The organism is Treponema sp. Marseille-Q4130, assembly GCF_014334325.1.
Taxonomy (GTDB): domain Bacteria; phylum Spirochaetota; class Spirochaetia; order Treponematales; family Treponemataceae; genus Treponema_D.
The window spans coordinates 131446-156069 of the sequence record NZ_JACSET010000004.1; the positions used below are offsets into that span (position 1 = coordinate 131446).

General features: G+C 52.3%; 23 protein-coding genes. 10 read left to right on the top strand and 13 right to left on the bottom strand.

Annotated features, from left to right (window positions below):
- Positions 1 to 114 precede the first annotated feature (114 nt).
- The gene (lepB, locus tag H9I36_RS05770) at positions 115 to 1860 is read left to right on the top strand and encodes a signal peptidase I (protein ID WP_187384429.1); all 1746 of its coding nucleotides are present in this window, start codon (positions 115 to 117) and stop codon (positions 1858 to 1860) included.
- Between the two features lie 116 nt (positions 1861 to 1976).
- Here lepB and H9I36_RS05775 read toward each other — a convergent pair whose 3' ends face one another.
- The gene (locus tag H9I36_RS05775) at positions 1977 to 2771 is read right to left on the bottom strand and encodes a type III pantothenate kinase (RefSeq protein ID WP_187384430.1); all 795 of its coding nucleotides are present in this window, start codon (positions 2769 to 2771) and stop codon (positions 1977 to 1979) included.
- Between the two features lie 34 nt (positions 2772 to 2805).
- Here H9I36_RS05775 and hisS point away from each other — a divergent pair, with 34 nt between their 5' ends.
- The gene (gene hisS, locus H9I36_RS05780; protein WP_187384431.1) at positions 2806 to 4113 is read left to right on the top strand and encodes a histidine--tRNA ligase; all 1308 of its coding nucleotides are present in this window, start codon (positions 2806 to 2808) and stop codon (positions 4111 to 4113) included.
- Positions 4114 to 4130: 17 nt separating this feature from the next.
- Here the strand turns inward: hisS and H9I36_RS05785 are convergent, their stop codons facing one another.
- The 4 genes from H9I36_RS05785 to H9I36_RS05800 all read right to left on the bottom strand — a co-directional run bounded on the left by H9I36_RS05785 (position 4131) and on the right by H9I36_RS05800 (position 6908).
- The gene (locus tag H9I36_RS05785; protein WP_187384432.1) at positions 4131 to 4484 is read right to left on the bottom strand and encodes a hypothetical protein; all 354 of its coding nucleotides are present in this window, start codon (positions 4482 to 4484) and stop codon (positions 4131 to 4133) included.
- Positions 4485 to 4492: 8 nt separating this feature from the next.
- Positions 4493 to 4924, bottom strand: coding sequence for a hypothetical protein (locus H9I36_RS05790; RefSeq protein ID WP_187384433.1), 432 nt, complete (start codon positions 4922 to 4924; stop codon positions 4493 to 4495).
- A 154-nt stretch (positions 4925 to 5078) separates the two neighbouring features.
- On the bottom strand, positions 5079 to 5642 hold the full coding sequence (locus tag H9I36_RS05795; protein ID WP_187384434.1) for a hypothetical protein: 564 nt from the start codon (positions 5640 to 5642) through the stop codon (positions 5079 to 5081).
- A gap of 57 nt (positions 5643 to 5699) precedes the next feature.
- A complete protein-coding gene (locus tag H9I36_RS05800) occupies positions 5700 to 6908 on the bottom strand; it encodes an LIC_12708 family protein (RefSeq protein WP_187384435.1) in 1209 nt (402 codons plus the stop codon).
- 65 nt (positions 6909 to 6973) lie between these two features.
- On the opposite strand from H9I36_RS05800, the gene secA reads away from it, so the two are divergent.
- Both secA and H9I36_RS05810 read left to right on the top strand, forming a co-directional pair.
- Positions 6974 to 9784, top strand: a complete 2811-nt coding sequence (gene secA, locus H9I36_RS05805; RefSeq protein WP_187384436.1) for a preprotein translocase subunit SecA — start codon at positions 6974 to 6976, stop codon at positions 9782 to 9784.
- Between the two features lie 162 nt (positions 9785 to 9946).
- Entirely contained in the window at positions 9947 to 10156 is a 210-nt protein-coding gene (locus H9I36_RS05810) for a hypothetical protein (protein ID WP_187384437.1), read from the top strand.
- A gap of 67 nt (positions 10157 to 10223) precedes the next feature.
- Here the strand turns inward: H9I36_RS05810 and H9I36_RS05815 are convergent, their stop codons facing one another.
- From H9I36_RS05815 to H9I36_RS05825, 3 genes are all read right to left on the bottom strand, one after another.
- On the bottom strand, positions 10224 to 11342 hold the full coding sequence (locus H9I36_RS05815; RefSeq protein ID WP_187384438.1) for an N-acetylneuraminate synthase family protein: 1119 nt from the start codon (positions 11340 to 11342) through the stop codon (positions 10224 to 10226).
- Between the two features lie 254 nt (positions 11343 to 11596).
- Complete coding sequence (locus H9I36_RS05820) at positions 11597 to 13219, bottom strand: SPOR domain-containing protein (protein ID WP_187384439.1); 1623 nt, start codon at positions 13217 to 13219, stop codon at positions 11597 to 11599.
- Positions 13220 to 13239: 20 nt separating this feature from the next.
- A complete protein-coding gene (locus tag H9I36_RS05825; protein ID WP_187384440.1) occupies positions 13240 to 13767 on the bottom strand; it encodes a hypothetical protein in 528 nt (175 codons plus the stop codon).
- 293 nt (positions 13768 to 14060) lie between these two features.
- On the opposite strand from H9I36_RS05825, the gene H9I36_RS05830 reads away from it, so the two are divergent.
- The 6 genes from H9I36_RS05830 (at position 14061) to H9I36_RS05855 (ending at position 20836) form a co-directional block, all read left to right on the top strand.
- Complete coding sequence (locus tag H9I36_RS05830) at positions 14061 to 15548, top strand: polysaccharide biosynthesis protein (protein WP_187384441.1); 1488 nt, start codon at positions 14061 to 14063, stop codon at positions 15546 to 15548.
- Positions 15541 to 16767: a DegT/DnrJ/EryC1/StrS family aminotransferase gene (locus H9I36_RS05835; protein WP_187384442.1), complete on the top strand. Its 1227-nt coding sequence runs from the start codon at positions 15541 to 15543 to the stop codon at positions 16765 to 16767. Before H9I36_RS05830 ends, H9I36_RS05835 begins: the two co-directional genes overlap by 8 nt.
- Positions 16760 to 19084, top strand: coding sequence for a xanthine dehydrogenase family protein molybdopterin-binding subunit (locus H9I36_RS05840; RefSeq protein ID WP_187384443.1), 2325 nt, complete (start codon positions 16760 to 16762; stop codon positions 19082 to 19084). The genes H9I36_RS05835 and H9I36_RS05840 overlap by 8 nt, the downstream gene beginning before the upstream one ends.
- The gene (locus tag H9I36_RS05845; RefSeq protein ID WP_187384444.1) at positions 19081 to 19569 is read left to right on the top strand and encodes a (2Fe-2S)-binding protein; all 489 of its coding nucleotides are present in this window, start codon (positions 19081 to 19083) and stop codon (positions 19567 to 19569) included. The genes H9I36_RS05840 and H9I36_RS05845 overlap by 4 nt, the downstream gene beginning before the upstream one ends.
- The gene (locus H9I36_RS05850; protein ID WP_187384445.1) at positions 19559 to 20365 is read left to right on the top strand and encodes an FAD binding domain-containing protein; all 807 of its coding nucleotides are present in this window, start codon (positions 19559 to 19561) and stop codon (positions 20363 to 20365) included. The genes H9I36_RS05845 and H9I36_RS05850 overlap by 11 nt, the downstream gene beginning before the upstream one ends.
- 120 nt (positions 20366 to 20485) lie before the next feature.
- A complete protein-coding gene (locus tag H9I36_RS05855; RefSeq protein ID WP_187384446.1) occupies positions 20486 to 20836 on the top strand; it encodes a DUF1622 domain-containing protein in 351 nt (116 codons plus the stop codon).
- 4 nt (positions 20837 to 20840) lie between these two features.
- Here H9I36_RS05855 and queA read toward each other — a convergent pair whose 3' ends face one another.
- Genes queA through ilvN form a run of 5 tightly spaced genes read right to left on the bottom strand, consistent with a single transcriptional unit; the run spans position 20841 to position 24619 of the window.
- On the bottom strand, positions 20841 to 21875 hold the full coding sequence (gene queA, locus H9I36_RS05860) for a tRNA preQ1(34) S-adenosylmethionine ribosyltransferase-isomerase QueA (protein WP_187384447.1): 1035 nt from the start codon (positions 21873 to 21875) through the stop codon (positions 20841 to 20843).
- Positions 21850 to 22923 (bottom strand): Holliday junction branch migration DNA helicase RuvB, encoded by a 1074-nt coding sequence (ruvB, locus tag H9I36_RS05865; protein ID WP_187384530.1) that lies wholly within the window; start codon positions 22921 to 22923, stop codon positions 21850 to 21852. Before ruvB ends, queA begins: the two co-directional genes overlap by 26 nt.
- Before the next feature lie 32 nt (positions 22924 to 22955).
- Complete coding sequence (gene ruvA / locus H9I36_RS05870) at positions 22956 to 23570, bottom strand: Holliday junction branch migration protein RuvA (RefSeq protein ID WP_187384448.1); 615 nt, start codon at positions 23568 to 23570, stop codon at positions 22956 to 22958.
- Positions 23571 to 23582: 12 nt separating this feature from the next.
- Complete coding sequence (gene ruvC, locus H9I36_RS05875; protein WP_187384449.1) at positions 23583 to 24125, bottom strand: crossover junction endodeoxyribonuclease RuvC; 543 nt, start codon at positions 24123 to 24125, stop codon at positions 23583 to 23585.
- A 2-nt stretch (positions 24126 to 24127) separates the two neighbouring features.
- The gene (gene ilvN, locus H9I36_RS05880; protein ID WP_187384450.1) at positions 24128 to 24619 is read right to left on the bottom strand and encodes an acetolactate synthase small subunit; all 492 of its coding nucleotides are present in this window, start codon (positions 24617 to 24619) and stop codon (positions 24128 to 24130) included.
- Positions 24620 to 24624: the final 5 nt, after the last annotated feature.

A 24624-nucleotide genomic window follows, 5' to 3' on the forward strand; every position in this document is an offset into this window, starting at 1 on the left:
GCTTTTTTTATTTTATTATACACTTCTTTTCCGTATACACATTTCCGGTATCATTGCCCCAATCTTAGTGTTCGCAGTATACACCAAGGGTTGTATTTTTGCTATACTGGCGTTATGACAGAATTAAAAACCGAAACATTGTTTATTTCCCTTTTCGCTTCTCTTGCCGCTTCTTTTCTCTTTGCGCTTTTTTGCATTCCCCTTTCCGCCGACATATCGATTTTAGCTTTTCCGATTTCGTTCGCGTTTACGGCTATCGTCTTTTACAAATCGATACGGCTCAAGAAAGGAGATGCTTCCGTTATCCCCGCCGTGCGGAAGATGATGCAGTATCTCCCGTACGTGCTCCTCGCATCCTTTGTGCTTCGAAGGGCGGGCAAAAACGGAACGCCGTTTTGGTACGATATCGCAACGGTTTCTCTGTGGTGCATCATCTTCGTTTCGTCGCTTGCGGCACTGTATTTTCTGAACGAAAAGCGCGTGTATGCTCTGTCTCCCGAATGGAAAAAATACCGCGAAAAAAATCCTTCCGTAAAACCGCACGGCTTTGCGCGCGCCGCCTTCGAAGCCCTCGATTGGGCGGATGCGCTCGTGCAGGCTATCTTTATGGTTTTGCTCATTCAAATTTTTATCGTGCAGTTGTATATGATTCCGTCGGAATCGATGGTACCCGAATTTCTCGTCGGCGACCGTGTCGTCGTTTTTAAAACCTCAAGCGGCCCGAAATTTCCGCTCTCCGACGTCGGCATCCCCTCTCTTAAAACCTACGAGCGGGGCGACATCGTCGTGTTCCGAAATCCTCATTACAGCATGGACAGAAAATCGGAAGTGAAAACCGTTACGAGCCAGCTCGTCTACCTTCTCACCTTTATGGCGGTAAATCTCAATAAAGATGCGAACGGTATGCCGAAACCCGATCCGCTCGTAAAGCGCGTCGCGGGCGTGCCGGGAGAGCAGCTGGTGATGCAGGACGGAGTCCTCTATGCGCGCACGAAAGACGGGGACGATTTCAAACCGGTCGAAAAAGATGCGCGCTTTGCCGCGTGGAATTTAAACGATGTTGCGGCAAAAGCGAAACGCGGTATACGGGACTTTCCGCTTTCACAAAGCGAATACGATCTCATGATCGAGTGTGAAAAAAAGCGCCGCGAATACGATATCGATGCGGCCGCCCTTTCGTGCCGCGCTCTCGCCGAACGCTTCAGACGCGCAGTTCCCGATCGCAGCGGAACCTTTACGATGGATGCCTCTTCGATGCACGAATACAATCTCTTTGTCAATTTCGATGCCCTCACGCAGCGTCTCATGAGCGCGGACGGAGGGACTGCGTGGTTTTCGTCCTTTATGACCGATTGGATCGCGTCGAAGCCGGAGGCGGGAAGCTATGCAGGAGGCGATATCTACAGCGATGCGAATTACAGGCTCAATATCATGATAAAGGAATGCGTCGGAAGTCTCGTCGTCCGGAATGCCGAATTGATAAAAGCGGCCTCTTCTTCCGATGCGCGCAGAAGCGACGATGAAATCCGCTCGCTCATGGAAAGGGCCGAAATGCTCAACCTGTACGTGATGATCCTCGATCAGCGCAATATGCCGGTCTTTCCCGAAAACAAAAACGGCGAAGCGCAGTATATTCCCGAGGGCGCTTATTTTATGATGGGAGACAACCGCTTCAATTCCGCCGATATGCGCCATTCGTATACGAAGACGCTCACCCCGCTTTCAAAACTCGACGCGTATTCTGTAACTTACGAATCGAATATGAGTCCGCAGTACGTCGGAAAAAAATACATACTCGGCACGACGCTCTTCCGCTTTTGGCCGCTTTCCCGGATCGGCGCAATAGGAAAACGCCGATAAAACGGAGCTGTCTCAAAAGTCGCTTATTTTCTCGACCGCTCCTCGAGTTTAAAATTAAGTTTTTGCATTGTAATGACTTATCGGCGCGTTATTAATTTATGTCGCCCGTTTTTACGTCAGAGTCCCGCGTACAATGCGGCGCGGCGGATGCCTGAGAGCGTAAGCTCTTTGTCCGCTTCGTCGAAGACGTCGGTGATCGGTTTTATCATGCTGTTGAGACCGCCCGTTGCGATCGTTTTTATATCGGCCTGCGCGACACCCGTCGATTTTTCCAAATCGCGCTTCATCCTCTCGATGAGTCCTTCGGTAAGGCTTTTGTAGCCGAGCATGATGCCCGACTGAATCGCGACCGTCGTGTTCGTGCCGAGGCTCGTCGCAGGAATTTCGAGTGGTACCGACGGAAGCTGCGCGGTATTCGTAAAGAGCGATTTGAACGCGGTGCCGATGCCCGGCGCTATCGCAACCCCTGCGATATTCGCGTTTGCGTCGACGACGACGAAAGAGAGGGCGGTGCCGAAATCCGAAACGATGCACGCGCACTTGTTGCGCTCCCACGCTTCGAGCGCATCGCACAAAAGATCCGTTCCGATTTCGTGGACGGCGCTTTCGGGGATTTTTACGGGGAGAGATGCGTACATATCGGGTCCGATGATGAGCGGCTTTTTGCCAATGATGTGCTGCGTGACGTTTACGAAGGGGCCAGTTAAATTCGGCACGACGGAACTTATGACTGCCGAATCGATGTCGGAAAGGGAGACGGAAGCGTCTCGGATGAGCGTCCGTATCGTCGAAAAGTATTCGTCGCCGGTGCGTTTTACGTCGGAGCTGATCCGCCACACGTGGACGAGTTTTTCTCCGTCGAAGAGTGCGGTTTTGCAGTTCGTGTTTCCGATGTCGAAACAGAGCATCATTGTAATTTTCCCCCGTTTGAGTTAGTATAGCGCTATGGAATCGATCATTCAACCGCGCGTGCTCAAAGGTTTCCGCGATTTTTTGCCCGCTTCGGAAATCGCGCGTGCGGATTTAATTGAAAAAATAACTTGGGTGTACCGATCTTTCGGATTCGTTCCGATCGATACGCCGGTGCTCGAATATACCGAGATACTGCTTCGCAAAAGTAACGGCGAAACGGAAAAACAAGTGTTCCGCTTTGAAGATAACGGCGGGCGCGATGTCGCGATGCGTTTCGATTTAACCGTTCCGTTTGCGCGTTTTACGGCGGAACACAAAAGCGAACTGTATTTTCCGTTTAAGCGTTACCACATCGCAAAAGTGTGGCGCGGCGAAAAACCGCAGGCGGGTCGCTACCGTGAATTCGTTCAGTGCGACGTCGATACGGTCGGAAGCGACAGCGCGGCAAGCGATTTCGAAATACTGCTTGTCATACAAAAAGCCTTTGCCTCGATCGGCGTTCCGGGAATCACCGTGCGCGTCAATCACCGCGGGATTTTCAACCGCTTTTTGACAAAGCTCGGCGTAAATGAAAAAAGCGACGATATTTTGCGCACGGTCGACAAGCTTGCAAAAATCGGCAGGGACGAAACGGAAAAAGAGCTTTCGGAAATTACCGGAAGCAAAGATCGTGCGGCGGAAATCCTTTCCTACACCGAGGGGGCGGGCGACTTCGGTGCGACATTAAAAAAAATCGAAGAGATGGCGGGCGGAAAAGATAGCGACAGCGAGCGTATGCGCGCCATATACGAAATGCTCGAGGCGGCCGGCATCGAAAAAAATTATACTCTCGATCCGAGCATCACGCGCGGCCTGGATTATTATACGGGCGTCGTCTACGAAACGTTTTTAAACGATTTGCCTGCGATAGGCTCCGTGTGTTCGGGCGGCCGCTACGATAACCTTGCAGGCTTGTATATGAAAGAAAAGCTTCCCGGAGTAGGAACTTCGATAGGACTCGACCGCCTCATTGCAGCCATGTCCGAGCTCGGCATCGTTTCAAGCCGCGCAAGCTACGTCGACGCGGAAATTTTCTGCCTCGATGCAAATGATGCGCTCCTCTATCAAAAAGCCGCCGCATCTTTGCGCGCACAGGGGCTTGCCGTCGAAGTGTTTCCCGACGCAAAAAAAATCGCTCAGCAGTACGCGCTTGCCGATGCGAAAAAAATCCTGTGGGGAATCTTTGTCGGAAAAACTTACGAAAAAGACGGCACGTTCGAGCTCAAAAATCTTTCGACGAGGGAGATGTCTGCGGGCATTACGGTGAGCGAAGCGGCGAAGATGATCAAGGCTGCAAAATAGAAAGCGATCTGCGGCGTTTATTTCAGCTTTACGGCGGCGCTTTCGGCACGGTAGCGGTTTGCGTAGATCGTGACGGCGGATTCGGAAAGCCAGCCGTCTTTGAATTTATACCACACGCCGCTTTCTTTTACGGCGGCTTTTCCCGTCACTTGCAAAATGTCGCCTTTTCGGCAATAGCCCGCGGCGGCACTATCCCACGACGGTATCGGACGGTATGCGGCATAGGGATCGAGCACGACAGCCCAGCTGATGTCCGGCGCGAGCGCAAGCGGCTCGGATGTGTCGAGCGGAATCGCTTCCGAGGATTTTTTCGTACACGAAACAAAAGAGGCGATGGCCGCAAAAAGCAGCGCCGCATATAGAGCGCGCATCGGTACACCTAGAACAAAAGCACGTCTGGGAAACTGAAGTGGAGGACGGCGGCCGCGACGCACGCATAGCCGATATACTTTCGGTTTTCGATAAAGCACAAATCGATCCAATGAGAAAGGGTGAGTTCGGATGCGGAATTCGTTTTGTAGAATTCGACGAGGAGGCAAAAACCTCCGAACAATCCTGCTGCCGCAGGAATCAAATCGCCGACAACCGGCACATCGGTACGCACGACCGAAAGCAATTTCATAATGCCGACGAAGACGGTCAAAATGCCGAGTACGAGGCGGAACGTTTTGTCGTCGAAAAATGCGTTTTCGCCGAGGATACCCCGAGCCTTGCTTTCGGGACTTTCACCGGTGATGAGGTTTTTGCCGTACACGAGGATGATCCCCGTAACGAGGTTTAATAAAATCGATAAAAAATAAAACTGCAGCATAACATATCCTTCCTTAAAAATGCGGCATTGCAGAAAATGTCAATTTTCGAAAATGCCGCATCAGTGAGCGAGCGCGCACAGGTATATGGGCGAGTTTTCAAAAGAAAACTCGAAGTTAAAAGCGGCGCGCCATTTCAGCGGCGCTTTTAACTTTTTACTCGCGCACGACGCGAGAAGAGAGCGTTTTCGTTTCTCCTCGGAATCGCACTTCCGCGCGCACCGCTACTATATCATAATCGGGAAACTTTGTCCGCACCGTAAGCTCTTCTCCCGTATAACTTTGCACATCTTCGAACTCGCCGACGACAGCCTTTTGCACGTCGATCGACGAAAAGCGTACGGTAATCGTGCCGCTCTTCATCGCTTTTTCCGTGTCGCTTCCTGGACGGACGGTGAGGCTTGCGTAAATTTCGTCCGCATACGAAAAAGAAGTAAGCGTCGCTTCGACTCCTCCGACGATTTTGCGGTAGGGCTTTTCGCCGACAAGCGAATAGACGTAGATGAATGCGCAAAAGATCACGATGCCGAAAAGACCGAAGCGGTTTGCCCTCGTCGCGACAAGCGATTTTAAAATACCCTTCGGGCTTTGGATTCCCTCACCGTTGTAATAATCCTGCACGATTTTCGGCGCCCGCTTTATGCGTTCTTCGTGATTGAAATAATAATGCAGCGCTTCTTTTCCGTCTTCGTGCCCCTCGTCCATATTGCTGAAATCCATTGTCAGATCCTTCTTTTGCTTTGTGCGCCGACGGCATCGTTTACGCGGAGGGCGCCTTTACGATCGTACGATCGCGGCCGTAAGCGAATCCGTCCGCCACCATACAACGCGCGCTTTTTCTTTTTCAATAAACAGCGCTGAGATGATGCCGCTGTCCGACAGAGAAAGCACGTAATAGAGGATGTCGTCGTGCGGTACGTCGAAATGCCGCTTGATGACCTTTTGTCCCGAAGACTGCACCATTTCGATACCGAAGCCCGTATCCGTCGAAATGATAAAAAAGAGCCATCCGCTGTTCGACACGCCGAGAAAATCGTAGGGCAGACGGAACACGAGTTTGCTGTAATCGGCGGAAACCGTCTCTTCATAGGGAGGGACTGCGACGGGTGTGCCGTATTTGCCGCTTTCTACGGCGAGCGGAAATACATAGGTCTTTACAAAATCGATGCCCGCTTCGGTTTTGGAATCTTCATCGATGCGCGGCTCGTAATAATCGACTTTGACAAAGAGCCTCCTCGACGTGCAGTCGGGTATGACGTCTTGCAAAACGGAAATCGCATTTGCGCCCGCTTTGGCGTCGGGCATTTTCGGCGCGTCTTTTGTTAAAATCGGAATTTGATACATGAGAAATCCCGCTTCGGAAAACCAATAGACGATCGTTCCTTCCGTCGTAATGCAGACGACGACGAGTTCGTCGCTCGACGTCGTATAGATATTTTTTATAAACGGAAAGGGCGTACCGCCGATGCCCTGCTGTCCGATATAATCTTCGGACGTACCGTCGCTTGCAAAGCGCAGGATGATTTGGCTGTACAAAAGCGTTCCGTCTTCGTTTTCTTCCTGCCGCTCTTTCGGCATAGTGCTGACGACATACATGCGTTTTCTCGAATCAACGGCGACAGCTCCCGGATTGCTGAAGGGATAGACTATCGCTTTGCGTTTGCTCGCCGCGCTTTCGTGAGTTCGGGTTTCGGATGCGTCTTCCGTTTCGTTGTAGTACAGCGTTAAAAGATCGCCGTACGAATTGAGCTCCATGATCTTTTCGGCTTCACCGTTTGCGATGTAAAAAAAACCGTCGCGCATCGTCATGCTCGTATGTACGTTTCCGATATCGGCCAAATCGAACATATTGAGCTGGTCTTCGAAGCGCCCGTATGAAAGCGAAAAGAGTTCGTCTTCTTTTACCGATTCGACCGACGGCGAGTTTTTGCACGAAAAAAAGCAGACGGAAAAAAGAATCATACACGCGGTGATTTTTTTCATCATGCGTTCAGCATAAACATTGATTTTCGTCTTGTCAATGCACTGCAAAATATCGTATATTTATAGGTATGTTTATTGATAAGATTCTTACATTTTTCTTCGGCTCCCAAAACGAACGCGACGTCAAAGCGCTCGCTCCGATCCTCGCAAAGGTAAACGAAAAAGAGAGCTGGGCGAAATCCCTTTCGGCGGAAGATTTTCCGAAACAGACCGCGATTTTTAAAGAGCGTCTCGCAAAAGGCGAAACGCTCGACGACATACTTCCCGAAGCTTTTGCGCTCGCGCGCGAAGCGTCGTTCCGCGTATTGGGCGAACGTCCCTACGACGTGCAGATTATGGGCGCGCTCGTGCTGCATTCGGGACGCATTTCGGAGATGAAAACGGGCGAAGGCAAAACGCTTATGTGCGTCGCTGCCGCTTATTTGAACAGCCTTTCGGGAAAGGGCGTGCACATCGTCACGGTAAACGACTATCTTGCCGGGCGCGATGCCGAATGGATGCGGCCCGTGTACGCGTACATGGGGCAAACCGTCGGTACGATCCTTTCGGATATGGACAACGCTGCAAGGAAAGCGGCGTACGACTGCGACATCACCTACGGGACGAACAACGAACTCGGTTTCGATTATCTCCGCGACAATATGCAGATAGAGCTTTCGCAAAAAGTACAGCGCGGATTCAGCTTTTGCATCGTCGACGAAATCGACTCGATTTTGATCGACGAAGCGCGTACTCCGCTTATCATCAGCGGGCAGGGTGAAGACGACACGTACAAGTATCACGAAGTCGATAAATATGTCGGGCAGCTTGTTGAAGTGGAAAAGGATCCCGTGACGGGGCTTTATCCCGACGAAGTGAACATGGATCCCGAACAGCGGAAAAATATCAAAGGCGATTATACGCTCGATGAAAAATCGAAGCGCGTGTCGTTTACCGACGCGGGTATGAACCACATCGATGCAATTCTCCATCAGCACAATTTGATAACGGGAACCGTCTTCGATGAAAACAATTTCGAATACGTGCACTATTTTACGCAGGCGGTGCGGGCTCACACTTTGTACAAAAACGACGTCGATTACCTTGTCAAAGACGGACAAGTGCAGATCGTCGACGAGTTTACCGGCCGCATCCTCGAAGGCAGGCGTTACGGCGACGGGCTGCATCAGGCGATCGAAGCGAAAGAGCATTTGCGCATCGCACAGCGGAACCGAACGCTTGCGACGATCACCTTTCAGAATTTTTTCCGCATGTACGACAAGCTTTCCGGCATGACCGGAACGGCGGCAACGGAAGCGGTCGAATTTAATAAAATTTACAAACTCGATGTCGTTTCCATCCCGACGAATAAGCCGGTTATCCGAAAAGACGAAAACGATGAAGTCTACCTCAACGAAAGCGACAAGTGGACGGCGATCTGCGACGAAATCGCCGCGGCTCACGCAAAGGGACAGCCCGTACTCGTAGGTACCGTTTCCGTAGAAAAATCGGAACACCTTTCGGCGATGCTCACGCGCAAGGGAGTCCGCCACGAAGTGCTGAATGCGAAAAATCACGCGCGCGAAGCGCTCATCATAGCCGAAGCGGGTGCAAAAGGCGCGGTGACGATCGCAACGAATATGGCCGGCCGCGGTACCGATATCAAGCTCGGAGGCAATCCCGAATTCCGCGCGCAAAAAAGAGCCGGAACGAATGCAACGCCCGAACAATACGATGCCGCTTACAAAATCGAAAAAGAGCAGTGGAAAAAAGATTACGAAGACGTAAAAGCTTCGGGCGGACTGTACGTCATCGGCTCCGAACGTCACGAAAGCCGGCGTATCGACAATCAGCTGCGCGGTCGTTCAGGTCGACAGGGAGACCCCGGTCGCAGTAAATTCTTTATTTCGATGGACGACGATCTCATGCGATTGTTCGGCGGCGAACGCATGAAAGTGATGATGAGCAGGATCGGCATGAAGCCCGGAGAGCCGATCGATCACCCGTGGCTGAACCGCGGCATTAAAAAAGCGCAGGAAAAAGTCGAAGACAGAAACTTTGAAATCCGCAAAAACCTGCTCGACTACGACGACGTTTTAAACGAACAGCGCGGCGTCGTCTACAAACAGCGGGACAGCATTCTCGCCGACGAAAATCTTTCCGTGCGCGTTATGAACAACGCAAAAGACGTCGTAAACGATATTTTCGACGAATACGAACTGCACACGAAAAAACAAAAGGATGCCGCTTTGGCGGAGCTCAACGATCGCATCAGAAATATGTTCGGCATACAGCTGGCACCCGAACAGCTTTCGCGCGAAACGCTCGAATCGATGCTGCAAAATGATTTGACGGAAAAGGAAACGCTTGCCGGCAAAGAAAACCTCAATATGTTTATCCGCTACCAGTACGTGCAGACGATCGACAAAAAATGGCTCGACCAACTTGAAGAGCTCGAAAGCCTGCGCGATGCGGTACACTTGCGCTCCTACGGCAGTAAGAATCCGCTTACCGAATATAAGATCGACGGTTTTAATATTTTCGACGAAATGATGGATTCGATCCGGACGACCGTTATGTCGCGCGTGTTCAAAGTGCGTATCCAGCTTTCGCCGGCTGCAGCAGAAGCGCGGAGGAGGATGAGCTCTCGCGATATGAGCGCGCAGCATTCCGAAGCCGCGTCTTTTGCAGGAGGCGCGTCGGGCGAAGCGCAACGGGAAGCTTCCATGCAGATGAGCGGAGATGCCGCGCGGAGGGCAGCCGCAGGAGGAGCGATGCAAAAGCATACGCAGGGGCAATCGGTAACCGTCCGCCGCACGATGCCGAAAATCGGCCGAAACGATCCCTGTCCCTGCGGCTCCGGGAAGAAGTATAAGAACTGTCACGGAAGAAACGGATAGCAAAATCCGTGACAGTTCTCGTCGATCGATGCGCGGCAGCGCATCTCCCTTGCACGGACGGAACGGATAGTAAAAGGACGGGGCAATTTTCGTATATGATGCGCGACAGCGCATCTCCCTTGCACGGAAGAAACGGATAGCAAAATCCGTGACAGTGTAACTATGACTTTAGATGAGATAAAAAAGTTGCCTCCTTTGTCGGAAAAGAGAAAAAAAGAAATGGAAGATTTTAAAAATAAAGATTTTTCCGATTGTCCCAAGCTGACACGAGATGAACTCTTGGAATTCAAGCCGTGGTATACAATTCATCCCGAATGGGCGGAAACGGAAAAAGCTGATAGCGAAAATTTAAAAATATCCGTTCCGCGATAAAAAATCGCTTTGCGGATTTTTCCGGTGTTTTTCAAAAACCATCGTTGTACGGCGCTTATTTCCACGCTCACCGGCGATACACGATGTCTTCCCAATCGACGCCCGCCCCCGCACGGACGTCCCGTGAAAGACGCGCGTTTACAATCGTTTCAAAGTATTCCGGCGAAATGCCGGGCGTGAGCGTTTTTTCGGTACGGAGGACTGCGATATCGTTTTCTTCGACGACGTCGCCCGCTTTCATCGCGTGCATAAAATGGAGCGAGCGGTTCGTCCTTCCGTAGTTTTCGATTTCCGACGGCGCAAGCGTTTTGATTCCCGTGCCGAGAACTTCGCGCACTTTTTTTCTGCCGTATTGTTCGCGCATCTCTTTGAGTATGCGCGCCGCTCCGCGTTTTTCGCCGTAGCGTCGTTTTGCCGCTTCACACTGGCGGAGAGAACGTACCATTTGTCCGAACTGTTCACCCTCAAGCGCGACGGGATCGTCGAGTCCGTCAGTCTTTTTGCTCAGCGTGATGTGCTTTTCGGTCATAACGCTTCCGCATGAGGCGGCGAGGACGGGAACGAGGACGGGATCGAGCGAGTGATCGCTGATGCCGCAGGGTACGCCGAACATGTCGTGCAGCGTGGAAACGAGGCGCACATTGTATTCGGTTTCGGGAGCGGGGTAGCTTGTGATGCAGTGTAGCAGCGTGACGTTTTCTTTTCCGACGATGTCGAGAGAGCGTTCGATGTCGGCGAGCTTTGAAACGCCGCTTGAAAGGATGACGGGGATGACGGCATCCCCGAGCGCTTTTTGCACCGTACGGAAATCCGACAAAGCTCTCAAAAGCGGGATGTGATTCAATTCGGGAGATGCGATTTTTACGGCGTCGGGTTTAAGAGCAAGCAGTTCACGGAGGCTTTTGAGTCCGAAAGGAGAGCAGACAAAGAGGAGATTTTTTTTGTGCGCGTACGCCATCGCCGATTTAAAAAAATCGCTCGGCACTTCGAGCGCTTTAAACCGATCGTAGAGCTTTATTTTTCCGCCCGGCAAATCGACCGTTCCCGTATCGGGGTGCAGGATTTCATCCGCATACACCCATTGAAATTTTACGGCATCGGCTCCTGCAAAAAAAGCCGCGTCGATGAGCTTTCTCGCTTTTGCAAGCGAGCCTTCGTGAGCCGTTCCTATTTCCGCGATGATCATACCGAAACTATAGCGCTTATCGAAGCGGATGTCGAGAATGAAAAAAAATTAAACTCCTTCGCACAACATAAAGCCGTGCGTTCGGCAAGAACTCCGTTCGCAAGTTCACGCCGTTCGGCTTCGCTTCACTCGCGACTTTGCTTCGGAAACTCACCGTTCAGATACCGCAAAACGAAAGAAAAATCGAACTTCATAAAAAAAGCCGCCTCGAAACAAGGCGGACTTTTTTAATAATTATTAATTAACAAACGGATTCAGCGTATTTTCCTAACGAAGGCATCCTTGTAACCGTACGATTTGAACCGCTCCAAAACGACCGCATATTCGTCGACGGAAAGCGGACCGATCATAATCTGTGTCGACGCTTTCGATGCGAGCGGCACGAGCGTTACCGGATAATCGCGGCCGTACTTGCCGAGCGTTTCGCGTATATTCGACGGATTCGAAAGAGAAGCTATCTGCACGTAATAGGTACCTTTATCGAGCGACGAAAGATTTTCCGCCGTGCGTGCGCCGTATTCGCGCGCGAGCGAAGCGGCAGTCGAAACTCCTCCCGCATCGCGCGGTGAAGGAACCGGAACCGTGCTTTCGGCGGCAATCGCCGCGCTCTCGACGACGGATTCGGCTCGTACGTTTTCAGCCGCTCGGGTTTCTGCTACAGCATTCGCCGTACTTTCCGTTTTGACCTCCGAACCATCCTCCGGCGTAAGCACGATCGCTTGATAGGAAGCGCCGTCAGATGGGGGAGCGCTTTCGACCGATTCGGCAATGAGTTCTTCCTCCCTTCCCTTCTCCACCCCTTGAGCTTCGTCGCTTTCAGGCAGCGTATCGCCTGCGATCTCCTGCACTTCTTCAGGCGGAATATCGGCGGCGATCTTTTCATCGGCTGCTTCGGCAGGCGGCGCGCTTTCGGCAAGTGCGGCATCTTCAACCGCCGCGGGCGTTTCATCCGTTTCGGCTTCCGTCACGACAGGTTCGTCGGTCACTCGGCTTTCGTCGTCCGCCGATTCCGCCGGTATGTCTTCCGCTACCGCTTCCGACGTTTCCCGCACATCTTCGGGCACATCTTCTGCAATGATTTTTTCATCGGGCAAAACTTCTTCTTCGGTCGCAGCTATCGTTTCGGGCACCGCTTCGCTTTCATCAGCTGCAGCATCCTCATGGGCTGCCGTTTCCTCGGCGATGCGTTCGCTCTCTCCATCGCCCGCTTCGGTCACAACGGGTTCCTCGCTCACGCGCTCATCGGAAATCGCCTCCGCTGTCGCAATGTCATCTTCCGCCTTATCGAGTTCCGATTCGGCGCTTTCAAGATCGGCTTCCGCCCGTTCCGTATCGTCTTCAGCTTCGGAAATCAATTCATCGACATCCGTTTTATCCCCACTCTCTTCATTATCGGTTTCATTCGCATCCGCTTGCTCGGTGTTGTCTTCGACGGTGTTTTCATCCGCAATCTCTTCACGCGCATCTTCGACGGCGGGCTTCGGTTCCATACCGGATGAAAGCGACGTCTCCCCTTGCGCGATAACGGCCGTACCCGAAACCGCTTCATCAAGCTCGCCGCTGCGTTTTGTGATCTTTACGATGACGTTCGAATCTTTTACGATGCCGAGTTCGGCAGCAGCTTCGGGCGATAAAAGGATCGCAACTCCTTCGGATTGATCGAGAGAGCCGACGACGAGGATATCGAGCGTCTTTTGCGATGCAAGGTTCGACACCATAATGCTGTCGCCCGGAAGATAGCCGACCGTCTTTGCAAAATACCCCTCGGGCAAAGTGCCCGGATCGGCGACGACGGCGCGTCCGTCGAGGGAAGGGCTGAACGATGCAAACAGCAGACAGCCGATCAATAAAAAAAACAGATTGATCTTTTTAACCATGGCTCTATCCTTATCGCTTGTCAGCGTTTCGATTTTTTATCGATATTCTTGCGTATCGCTTTCCGCATTGCGTCTGCGATCGAAGCAGCGAATTCTTTTACACCTGAAGCATCCGTTTTTCCCGATGCCGGTTTTCGGACTTTCGCTTTCGCCTCCGCGATTTTTTTTCCGGTTTTTACGTCGGCAATCGTCCACTGCACGCGTTCAAGATCGTTGAGCGATATGTGAGCGGGATCGCGGGAAGCTTTGCCGCTGTAAAAAAGACGCAGCTCTACAAAATAGTCGGCTCCCCCCGTTACGGCAAACGCATATGCCGTCCTCCACAGGTTTTCCGCATCTTCCGGAACGATCGCAACGGCAGGTTCGTTCGTAACGATATCGCCGAAATTGAAAAAGTAATCGAGTATCTGATCTTCGATGACGAGCGTCTGTTCGCATACCGTATCGATCACATCGTTATGCTGGACGACTTGAAATGCAATATCGGTCGCCCACGAGCAGACGCCGCACAAAAACGCCGAACACAGCGCTATCGATAATTTTTTCACGGATGCCTCCCTGTATATATCCACACTTCTATCATCGGAATAAAATAAGAGCGTGTTTAGATTTTTTTACAGGAGGGGGAAGCCTCCCCCTCGCTCCCGCCCTTTTCACTCCACGAACGTAAAACTATCGTTTTCCGCTCGCTCCGTTCATGCGGTCGTCCGCTACCCCCTCTCCCGCGCACAAGCGGACTCACGGACGCGCAAGCTTGATCTTAAACTTGACAGACCGGCGGTCTTGAAAGGCGCGGTTATCGAATTGTAAAACACGGGCGGCTGTGCTATAATGAAAAACCGTGAACAGATCCGACAAGCATTTGTACATAATCGGCGCAGGATTTGCAGGCATTTCCATCGCTTCGGACATCAAGCGCAAAAAAATATTCGGCAAAGTCGCAGCCTTTCTCGACGATGACAAATCGCTCATCGGGCAGGAGTTCGACGGCATTCCGGTGTTCGGTCCCGTCGCCGACATCGCAAAAATTTTACGTTGCACCGACAGCGACGAAGCGATCATCGCGATCCCGAGCGCAAGCGTCGAACGGATAAAAGAAATTTACGAAACGCTCAAATCGGGCGGCTTTAAGCATATCAAAATTCTTCCGAGCGTGAGCCAGATCGTAAACGGTACGGCGCATTTGGTACAGGCGCGCGACATCGATCCTCTGGATATACTCGGACGCACGCCCGTAACCATTTCACTGAAAGAAAGCCTTTCGTATTTGCGCGGAAAGCGCGTGTGCATCACGGGAGCCGGAGGTTCGATCGGCTCGGAACTTTCACGGCAGCTTCTGTCGGGAGGAGCCGAACGTTTGTACCTTTTCGGGCACGGCGAAAATTCCATCTATCAAATAGACCGCGAACTGCACCTTTTGCAAAAAGAAGGCGTCGGCGAAAAAGCGACGGTCGTGCCTATCATCGGCGACATGAAAGATAAAGACTATGTCGACTACATCGTTTCACACACGAAATGCGACGTCGTCTTTCACTGTGCGGCTTATAAACACGTTCCGCTTATGGAAGAAAATCCCGTCGCCGCCATCGAAAACAACGTATTCGGTACGAAAAATCTTCTCGACGCGTGCATCGCTCACGGCGTCCGCCGCTTCGTACTCGTTTCGACCGACAAAGCCGTCAGTCCCGTTTCCGTCTACGGCGTGTCGAAAATGTTGTGCGAAAAACTCGTACTCTCCTATGCGAATAAAGCGCGGGACGGAACATCGTTTATGTTCGTCCGCTTCGGCAACGTGCTCGGCTCGCGCGGTTCCATTTTACCGCTCTTTATGGAACAAATCAAAAACGGAGGCCCCGTTACCGTCACCGACAAAGCGATGGAGCGCTATTTTATGACGATACCCGAAGCGTGCTCCCTCGTCTTGCGTACGGGCGGCGTCGGCGAAAACGGTTCGTCCTACCTCCTCGATATGGGGCAGCCCGTAAAGATAACGGAGCTGGCCGAACAGATCATCCGTTTCAGCGGTTTCGAACCGTACAAAGACATCGACATCGTATTTACCGGAGCGAGAAAAGGAGAGCGGGCGATCGAACCCTTACGGCTTCCCGAAGAAGAAGCGCAAAAAACTTCGTACAAAAAAATCATGCGATTGAAAAACACGCCGTACGCCGAAGCGCACTTGCGCTCTCTCCTTGAAAAACTCCATCCCGTGTGTTTCCGCACTTCGGGCGAAGAAGAGAAATACCGCAACAAACAATATCTCGTGTCCATTCTTTCCGAAGACGTCCCTTCTCTCAAAGCCTTTTACGCGGAGGCAAACCGTGGCTGACATACAAGTACCCTTTTCCCGCCCCGCTATAGGCATCGAAGAAGAGCGGGCGGTGCTCGAAGTGATCAAAAGCGGCTGGCTTACAACGGGAAAATACGCGCTGCGTTTTGAAAGCGATTTTTCCGACATGATGAATGCTGTGGAAAGCGACGTCAGGAGTGCAAGAGAAGCGCTTTCGCTCGATGTGCAAAACGTGCAAAGCTTTGCCGTAAACAGCAATACGAGCGGCATGATCCTCGCGATGGATGCATGCGGCGTTACAAAGGGAAGCGCCGTTATCACGACGCCCTATACGTTCGTATCGACCGCCGCATGCGCGCGGCATTTGGGAGCGGACGTATTTTTTGCCGACATCGAAAAAGATTCGTACAATATCGACGTACAAAAAATCGAAGCCATATTGCAGAGCGAAAACGGAAAGCGAGTAAAAGCGATCGTGCCGGTACACATCGCCGGAAACGTATGCCGCATGGAAAAAATATGCGCCCTTGCAAAAGCGTACGATGTCCGCGTCATAGAAGATGCGGCTCACTCCTTCCCTTCTCCGACAAAGCTCGGTTACGCGGGAACGATCGGAGATGCGGGCGTATTTTCGTTTTATGCGACAAAGACCATAACGACGGGCGAAGGCGGTATGGTGTGCGTACGCGATGAAAAGCTTGCAAAGCGCATCGCGCTCATGCGTATGCACGGCATGGACAGAGCCGCATGGGATCGCTATACGTCCCCCCGCGCTTCGTGGGAATACGACATCGCCGAATGCGGTTACAAATTCAATTTGCCCGACATCCTCGCCGCGCTCGGCATCGAACAGTTGAAAAAAGCCCGCGCGTTTTCGGAAGCGCGGAAAGCTGTTGTAAAAAAATACAACGATGCGTTTTCAAAGCTCGACTTTATCGAAGTCCCGCCCGACGGAGAGGGAAACGCATGGCACCTCTACCTCATGCGCATAAAACCGGATGCGCTCACGATAACCCGCGACGACTTTGCAAAAGAGCTGCAGTCGCGCGGCATCGGCGTTTCGGTGCATTTTATACCCCTCTTTCATTTTACGTATTGGAAAAAATTGTATCCCGAATTCCGTGCGGAATATTTTCCGAATGCGCAAAAACGTTTCGCATCGACGATTTCGCTTCCGCTGTGGCCCGGTATGACAAGCGATATGACGGACAGCGTGATCGAAACGGTCGGATCCATAGGAGCGGCACACCATGCCTGAAAAAGTGAAAAAGAAAAGCGACAAAAAAGGGAAAAAAGAGCCGCTCGTCGTCCACGAATACTATACCGACTGCACGAAACCCGACATGCTTTACGGCGCGCTCGTGAGAGGCCCCGTGTCGTCCGGCACGATCGTCGGCATATCCGTTCCCGCTCTTCCCGAAGGTTATGCGTTTTTTACCGCGCGCGACATTCCCGGAAAAAATGCGATGCGCACGCTCGCATCGGACACGCCCATATTCTGTACCGAGCGTGTTTCGTATTTCGGAGAACCCGTCGGTATCATCGTCGGGCCGGACGAAGAGACCGTGTACGAGCTCACGAGTAAAATCGAAATAGCCTTCGACAGCGCGACGGTCGAGTCGGCGCTGAGATCGGTCGCAAAGGGCTATGCGCTGCCTTCGGTGGTGATGCCGAAAGAAAAGAGCGAATCGAAAAAGCTTTTAAAAATCGCCCACGCGATGCACATCGATGCGCCGGGAGACAGCCCCCTTGCGCACACACAGAGCAACTCCGATACGAGCGAAAAAACGGAAGAAACCGTCACGGAGCCTACGGCGAAGACAAGCGAAGGAGAGAGCGCCCCCCCTGCCGAAGAAAGTACGGTAAAGACAAGCGAAATCGTTGCCGAGCGTACGGTGAAAACGGGATGTTTTCTCTCTGAAGACAAAGCGGAAGCATTGTTCAAAAATGCCGATTATACCGTATCGGGTACGTGGGTGCAAAACACCGTACAGCCGTCATGGCCCGAAACGAACGGCGCGTTTTGCTTTATGGAAAACGGCACACTCACAATCTTTGCGCCGACGCAGTGGCCGCTCTATCTCAAAAGCGCAGTTTCCGCTTCTCTCAAAATTGCGGAAGACCGCATCGTCATAAAGGGGACGAACACGGCGGGTCACGACGCGAACGGTATGTGGAGGAACGCGACGCTCGTCATTCAGGCGGCTCTTGCGTCGTATTTGACGGGAAAGCCGGTAAAACTTTCGCTCTCCCGCGAAGAACACAAAACTTTTATGAAGCCCGGAGTCGCCGCTTCCATCACGTGCGAGAGCGCCGTTTCAAAAGAAGGCGACATACTTGCGACAAAGATTTCGATCGAAACCGACGTCGGATACTGTAATCCCTTCGCACAGGAAATCGTCGACCGCCTCGCGATCGCTTCGTGCGGCGTATACGATATCCCCAACATTTTTATAAGCGCGAAAGCCCGGACATCTCCTTCTTCTCCGACATCCGTATTCGCCGATATCATCGACGCGCAGGCGTTTTTTGCGATCGAAAATCACATCCAGCAAATAGCCGAACGGGTCAATATGCTCGCGCCGGAGCTCCGCATAAAAAATATGCGCGAAAATCCCAAAGAAAGGGCGATGCCCTTTATATTCCGCACGGGAAAAGCGGGGACGGCAATCGCGAGCGTAATCAAAATGAGCGATTACAACCGCAAATACGCCGCATTTAAAATCGACACGGCCGAAAAGTCCCGTTCGCTCGATACGTTTTTCGCACTCCCCATACGCGGCATCGGTATGGCTTGCGCGTTCGGCGGTTCGGGCTATCTGAACAACGATCTCGTTACGGAAAAACAAAAGGTATCGGTGACGCTCGAAGAAGACGGAACGGTGACGATTCACTCCCCCGTCCCCTCTTCGACGATTTCGGATATTTGGACAAAGCTCGTCTCATCCCTGCTCAAAGTGCCGCCGTCGGCCGTAACGATATCGCCTGACGAACAGGGAGGAAGCGATTTACCGACGCCGAACAGCATCTACGGCAGCTTGAGCATTACGACGCAGCTTTTACACCGGTGCTGCACCGAACTCGAAAAAAAGAAAGCGGCAAAAGCGTCTCTCCCGATCACCGTAAAAAAAGGTTTGCCTCCCTCGATCAAAAAGCTGTGGAACAAAGAAAATTTTTGCGGCGTACCCTTTTACGCAAGTTCGTTCGGATGCGCCGTCGTCGAAATCGAACTCGACCCCTATACCTACAAAGAGCGCATCAAAGGAATATGGATAACGATCGACTGCGGACACGTGTTCGAATTGCGCGCCGCCGAAAACACGATACGCATCGCGATCCAACAGGAACTCGTACAGCTCGTCAAAGGAGAGACGATCTCGTGCGACAGCGTGCATATTTCGTTCGTACAGTCCGACGCTCCCCCCTCTCAAATCGGAAACCTCGTGCACAGCATTGTTCCCGCAGCCTTTTCGGCAGCTCTTTCACAGGCGATCGGCTTTTGCATACGCGAACTGCCGTGCAGCGCCGAAACGATGCATTCCAAAACACAAAATCTTTCCGGAGAAAGCGCATGAAAATACCCGTAACGCTCGACGGCGAAAAAACCGTACTCGAAGCATTTCCCTACGAAAAATTGATAAACGTGCTGAGGAGAAACGGCCGCCTTTCGGCAAAGTGCGGCTGCGAAGAGGGCGTCTGCGGCGCGTGTACCGTCTGCCTCGACGGTAAAGCCGTTCCGAGCTGCATCGTTCCCGCCGCCCTCGCGCGGGATGCCGACATCGTAACGCTCGATGCCTTTTCAAAAACCGAAGATTACGAGGATATCGCAAAGGGATTCAATAAAGCGGGCATCAGGCTGTGCGGCTATTGCAACGCGGGAAAGATATTTGCGGCGCGGACTGTTTTGAACACCGCCGTGAAACCTGCAAGAAGGATGATCGCGGAACAGGTTTCGCAGCTTTCGCCGTGCTGCACGAACACCGATATGCTCGTCGACGGTATCCTCTACGCCTTCGATTTTAAAGTGCAGCGTATGGGAGCGCAAAAAAATGCAAAATAGCGACCACACGTTTTTCTTTGCAAAAACGATAAGCGAATTGTTTTACCAGCTCACATCGGTATCGGGTCTCGAAGTTGTCGGCGGCTGCACATCCCTTGAGCGTACGCCCCAAAAAGCGATTTCCGTTCACGGCATCTCCGAGCTTGCTTCCGTAGAGATGCACGAACGCTATCTCGACTGCGGACCTGCCGTCGTACTCTCGGATATCCTCTCCCTCGCAAGTGCGCGGGTTCCCGAAGCGCTTACCGAAGCGGTCAAAAGTATCGCAAACCCCTTTGTGCGGAACATCGCGACACTCGGCGGCAATATCTGTGCAGGAGGAATACGGAGATCGTTGTACGCCCCCCTCCTCGCCCTCGATGCCCGGCTCGAATTGAAAAGCGCGCTCGACACCGTCTATGTGCCGCTCGTCAATTTTACCGGCATACCGCACGGCTCGATTTTATCGAATATCCGCATACCCCTCGGCGATTGGGACGTAACGGTGTTTCGCCGTCTCGGAGCAGACCGCAAAATCACCGAGACAAGCGCTTCGTTTGCGTTTCTTGCAGACAACGAAAAAAACATGATAACGAATATCAAACTCGCGTTTTCGGGGGCGGTGACGTTTCGCTGTATCGAACTCGAAAACCGTCTCATCGGAACGCGCTTGCCGCTTGCGACAAAAGACATCTCGCTCTTTACGGACACAGCCGCTTTGCAATTCGACGAAGCGGCAAAAGACGTTCCGTACAATCCGATTTTACGGACGCAGTTTGTCAATTTGACGCGCTATTCGCTCGAACAGCTGACATAAGCCTTAACGAAGCGGATGCAGCAGAAAAAAAAATAATAAAAGACATGCTAAAAAGCAAGGGCGGAACGCACCGATGCTTTTGCCTGTCGAAATATTTTGCAAAATTAAAAGGAGATTGCCATGAAAGAGATTCTGTATCCGATTCTCGAACACATCGAATTTGTTATAAGCGTCATAAGCATCGCCGTCGTCATCTACGGTGCGCTCATCGCCGTCGTGCAATTTATCAAAGGAGAAGTGATACATTTCAGCGGCAAAGAAAAGCTTCGCACGATCATGGTCATCCGTTCGGATTTGGGCGTCTATCTTTTGCTCGGTCTCGAACTCCTCATCGCAGCCGATATCATAAAGACGATTTTAAACCCCGCACTCATCGAACTTTTGACGCTCGGCGGCATCGTGCTTTTACGAACGATATTATCGGTCTTCCTCGAACGCGAAATGAAAGGCTTAAAAGAGCTCAGCGAGTGAGGCGTCAGCGGATCAGCATCGCGTCTCCGTAGCTGAAAAAACGGTAGCGTTTTTCTACGGCGATTTTATACGCATTTAAAATATGTTCACGCCCGGCAAAAGCGCTCACAAGCATGATGAGCGTCGATTCGGGCGTGTGAAAATTCGTAAAGAGTTCGTCCGCGACTTTAAATCGAAAACCGGGATACATAAAAATATGCGTACTCCCCGACCCCGCTTTTACAAAGCCGTTTTCGTCGCATGAAGATTCGAGCGTTCGCACGGACGTCGTTCCGACGGCAAGCACTCGTCTCCCGCTCCGTTTTGCATCGTTGATCTTTTGCGCGGTAATGTCGGGAACCGTGTACGCTTCTTCGTGCATTTTATGCTTTTCGATTTCGCTTTCGCGCACGGGCAAAAAAGTTCCGAGCCCGACGTGGAGCGTCACCCACGCGATATCGATCCCCTTCTCTTTCAGTCGCGAAAGCATGTCTTCGGTAAAGTGAAGGCCGGCAGTCGGACAGGCTGCACTCCCGGTCGTCTTTGCATACACGTTTTGATAGCGCTCCGCATCGGAAGCCGTATCGCCTCGCTTGATGTAAGGGGGAAGCGGTATGTGACCGTTTTTTTCAAACCAGCTTTCGGAAATCGGATCGTCAAAACGGAGATTTCGAAATTCCGTTCCGGCATCTTCTCCCTCAATAACGCCGAAGAAGCCGTCCGGAAACGCGTAACGCATGCCGCGCTTTTGTTTTTTTGCGCCCTTTACCATCGTGCGCCACAGAGAGCCTTTTTCATCGATTTGATGTAAAAACATAAACTCGCATTCGCGGCCGGTCGTCTCTTTTACACCGAACACACGCGCGCGGCGGACTCGGGAATCGTTAAAGATGGCAAGAGTGCCGGGCTCAAGCAAGTCGGGAAGATCGCGCATATCGAAGTGCGAAACGCTGCCGCTCTTCTTATCGAGGAGCATGAGTTTATCTTCGCCCCGTATACCCGACGGGTGCTGCGCGACAAGCTCTTCCGGCAGATCAAAATAAAAGTCCGTCGTTTTCATGACGAATCGCTCCTTCGATGCCGAGATGTTTGTACGCTTTTTCAGTCGCAAGGCGGCCCCTGTTTGTCCGCTGCAAAAGTCCGCATTGAATGAGATAGGGTTCATAGTAATCGACGAGGGTGTCGAGCGATTCTCCGACGGATATCGCAAGCGTTTCCGCTCCGACCGGCCCGCCGCCGAAGTTTTCGATAACCGAACGCAAAATCGTCCTGTCGTAACGCTCAAGGCCGAGACTGTCGATTTCGAGGCGCGAAAGACCGGCTTCGACGATATCCTTTGTGATCCTGCCGCGGCCGTCCACTTGCGCAAAATCGCGCATACGCTTGAGCACGCGGTTTGCGACGCGGGGGGTTCCGCGCGAACACGATGCGATGAGAAAGGCCGCATCGTCGTCGACCGAAACGGAAAGCAGCTTCGCTGAACGGTGAATGATCGAAGCGAGCTCTTCGCCCGTATAATAATTCAAGTGTTCGATGATACCGAAGCGGCTGACAAGAGGCGTCGACACGCTGCCCGCCCGCGTCGTCGCTCCGACAAGCGTAAACGGCGGAATCGGAATGCGCACCGTGCGGGCTGCCGCTCCCTGACCGATCACCCAGTCGAGTTCGAAGTCTTCCATCGCGATGTAGAGCATCTCTTCGATCGCGGGCTTAAGCCGATGGATCTCATCGATAAAAAACACCGTCCGCGGCGTAATCGTCGAAAGGATGCCGACGAGGTCTTTGGGTTTATCGAGCGCGGGGGCCGACGTTATCTTAAAATCCGCTCCGAGTTCGTGTGCGGTGATCTGAGCAAGCGTCGTTTTGCCGAGTCCCGGCGGCCCTATCAAAAAGAGGTGATCGAGCGCTTCTTCCCGGTTCCGCGCCGCAGCGATAAAAACCGAAAGATTTTTTTTCGTCGTTTCCTGTCCGAGAAATTCGTTTAAAAGCTGAGGGCGGAGTTTGTTTTCCTGCGCGTCATCTTCACCTGAAAAGTCTGCGCGGACGATGCGGGAAAAATTCTCTGGAGCGGAAAGAGATGAGTCAAGTGCGGCATCTTCATCGTGCATTTCAGCGTCGGTGCGTATTTTGCGTTTTCCGCTCATTGTGCAAGCTCCGTGAGGGCGCGGCGGAACACCGCATCCTCTTTTTCGGTTTGTTTTTTCGCGTCCCAGCCGTCCGTCTTTGAAAGACTCGAAGCCGAAGATGCGACCGCACCTTCGCATATCTTTCGTTCATAGCCCATAGATACGAGAGATGCGACGACCGCTTCAAAGGGATTCGCACTTACGCGGCGGGTATCGGGGGCGCCCGGAATGGTCAGTTTGCCTTTGAGCGCGAGCAGCATTTTCGCCGCGGTTTTTTTTCCGATACCCGGAATCCGCTCGAGCACGGAAACGTCTCCTTTGTCGAGAGCCGAAACGAGATCGCTTCCCGCGATATTCGTCAGTATTTTTACCGCAGCCTTCGGGCCGATGCCGTCGACTTTTAAAAGATCGAAAAAAAGAGAGCGCTCTTCGTCAGACGCAAAACCGTAGAGCGACATGATATCTTGGCTGTGCACGAGATAGGTAAATATCCTGCCCTCTTCTCCGACGCGGGGAAGCGCATCGAGCGAAGAGCCGGGTACGGTGAGCATCCACTCGATGCCGTGCGTATCGATCGAAACCGTATTTTGAGATTTTCCGGTAATCGTGCCGGTAAGGCTGTTGAACATGAGACCACTATATCACAAAACATTTGCATAGTGCAAATGCGTGAGCGCACCCGCGAGCGCGTCGGCCGCGTGATCGGGCTTCGGTTCGGTTTCGAGAGCGAGAAGGAGTTTTACGTATTTTTCGACGAGAGCCTTGTCCGCTGCGGCCGTCCCCGTCACCGCCTGTTTGATTTGATTGGGCGTATATTCTCCGAGAGAGATACCGTGTTGAGCGATGCACAGCGTTACGACCCCCCGCGCTTCGGCAACACCCATCGCGGAAGACGTATTGCGCGCAAAATACAGTTTTTCCATCGCCGCTTCTCCGGGAGAGAATTCTTCGATGATCGAACAGAGCCGTGCGTAAAGCGCCAAAAGGCGTTCGCCGTGCGGAGTACGGGCAGCGGTTTCTATGACGCCGTAGCTTACCATGCGGTAGCGGCCGTCTTTATAATCGACCACGCCGAATCCCGTCGATGCAAGTCCCGGATCGATGCCGAGCACTCGCCGGATCTTTCTGCCGGATTTTTTTGCGCAGGCATTTTCCGTTCCCGGAAGCGGTTCGAAGCCGTGCATGATTATTTTAAAACGTCCTCGCCGCGCCCCATCGCGTTCAATCCCGTTTTGGCAAATTCGAGGATGCCGTAAGGTTCGAGGAGGGCGATGAGGCTCGCGATTTTTTCTTCGCTGCCGGTCGCTTCGATAATCACGGATCCCGTGCTTACGTCGACGATGTGCGCGCGAAAGATATCGCAGGTTCCGATGATCGCCGCCCTGCTTTCCGCACCGGCCTTTACTTTGATGAGCGCCATTTCGCGTTCGCAGGTTTTCGCAGGATCGCAGTGCTGGATCGAAATCACTTCGACGAGCTTTGCAAGCTGCTTTTCGATTTGATCGAGGATGTATTCGTCGCCCCTTACGACGATCGTCATGCGCGACTGTTCGGGGTTTTCGGTCGCACACACGGTAAGAGAATCGATGTTGTAACCGCGCCTGGAAAAAAGTCCCGACACGCGGCTCAAAACGCCCGCATGATTTTCAACGAGAATCGATATCACGTAATTTTTCATACAAA

Excerpts from the sequence above, each read along its gene's own strand:
- lepB (WP_187384429.1), top strand. The coding sequence starts at position 115 with ATGACAGAATTAAAAACCGAAACATTGTTTATTTCCCTTTTCGCTTCT.
- H9I36_RS05775 (WP_187384430.1), bottom strand. The coding sequence starts at position 2,771 with ATGATGCTCTGTTTCGACATCGGAAACACGAACTGCAAAACCGCACTC.
- hisS (WP_187384431.1), top strand. The coding sequence starts at position 2,806 with ATGGAATCGATCATTCAACCGCGCGTGCTCAAAGGTTTCCGCGATTTT.
- H9I36_RS05785 (WP_187384432.1), bottom strand. The coding sequence starts at position 4,484 with ATGCGCGCTCTATATGCGGCGCTGCTTTTTGCGGCCATCGCCTCTTTT.
- H9I36_RS05790 (WP_187384433.1), bottom strand. The coding sequence starts at position 4,924 with ATGCTGCAGTTTTATTTTTTATCGATTTTATTAAACCTCGTTACGGGG.
- H9I36_RS05795 (WP_187384434.1), bottom strand. The coding sequence starts at position 5,642 with ATGGATTTCAGCAATATGGACGAGGGGCACGAAGACGGAAAAGAAGCG.
- H9I36_RS05800 (WP_187384435.1), bottom strand. The coding sequence starts at position 6,908 with ATGATGAAAAAAATCACCGCGTGTATGATTCTTTTTTCCGTCTGCTTT.
- secA (WP_187384436.1), top strand. The coding sequence starts at position 6,974 with ATGTTTATTGATAAGATTCTTACATTTTTCTTCGGCTCCCAAAACGAA.
- H9I36_RS05810 (WP_187384437.1), top strand. The coding sequence starts at position 9,947 with ATGACTTTAGATGAGATAAAAAAGTTGCCTCCTTTGTCGGAAAAGAGA.
- H9I36_RS05815 (WP_187384438.1), bottom strand. The coding sequence starts at position 11,342 with ATGATCATCGCGGAAATAGGAACGGCTCACGAAGGCTCGCTTGCAAAA.
- H9I36_RS05820 (WP_187384439.1), bottom strand. The coding sequence starts at position 13,219 with ATGGTTAAAAAGATCAATCTGTTTTTTTTATTGATCGGCTGTCTGCTG.
- H9I36_RS05840 (WP_187384443.1), top strand. The coding sequence starts at position 16,760 with ATGCCTGAAAAAGTGAAAAAGAAAAGCGACAAAAAAGGGAAAAAAGAG.
- H9I36_RS05845 (WP_187384444.1), top strand. The coding sequence starts at position 19,081 with ATGAAAATACCCGTAACGCTCGACGGCGAAAAAACCGTACTCGAAGCA.
- H9I36_RS05850 (WP_187384445.1), top strand. The coding sequence starts at position 19,559 with ATGCAAAATAGCGACCACACGTTTTTCTTTGCAAAAACGATAAGCGAA.
- H9I36_RS05855 (WP_187384446.1), top strand. The coding sequence starts at position 20,486 with ATGAAAGAGATTCTGTATCCGATTCTCGAACACATCGAATTTGTTATA.
- queA (WP_187384447.1), bottom strand. The coding sequence starts at position 21,875 with ATGAAAACGACGGACTTTTATTTTGATCTGCCGGAAGAGCTTGTCGCG.
- ruvB (WP_187384530.1), bottom strand. The coding sequence starts at position 22,923 with ATGCACGATGAAGATGCCGCACTTGACTCATCTCTTTCCGCTCCAGAG.
- ruvA (WP_187384448.1), bottom strand. The coding sequence starts at position 23,570 with ATGTTCAACAGCCTTACCGGCACGATTACCGGAAAATCTCAAAATACG.
- ruvC (WP_187384449.1), bottom strand. The coding sequence starts at position 24,125 with ATGCACGGCTTCGAACCGCTTCCGGGAACGGAAAATGCCTGCGCAAAA.
- ilvN (WP_187384450.1), bottom strand. The coding sequence starts at position 24,619 with ATGAAAAATTACGTGATATCGATTCTCGTTGAAAATCATGCGGGCGTT.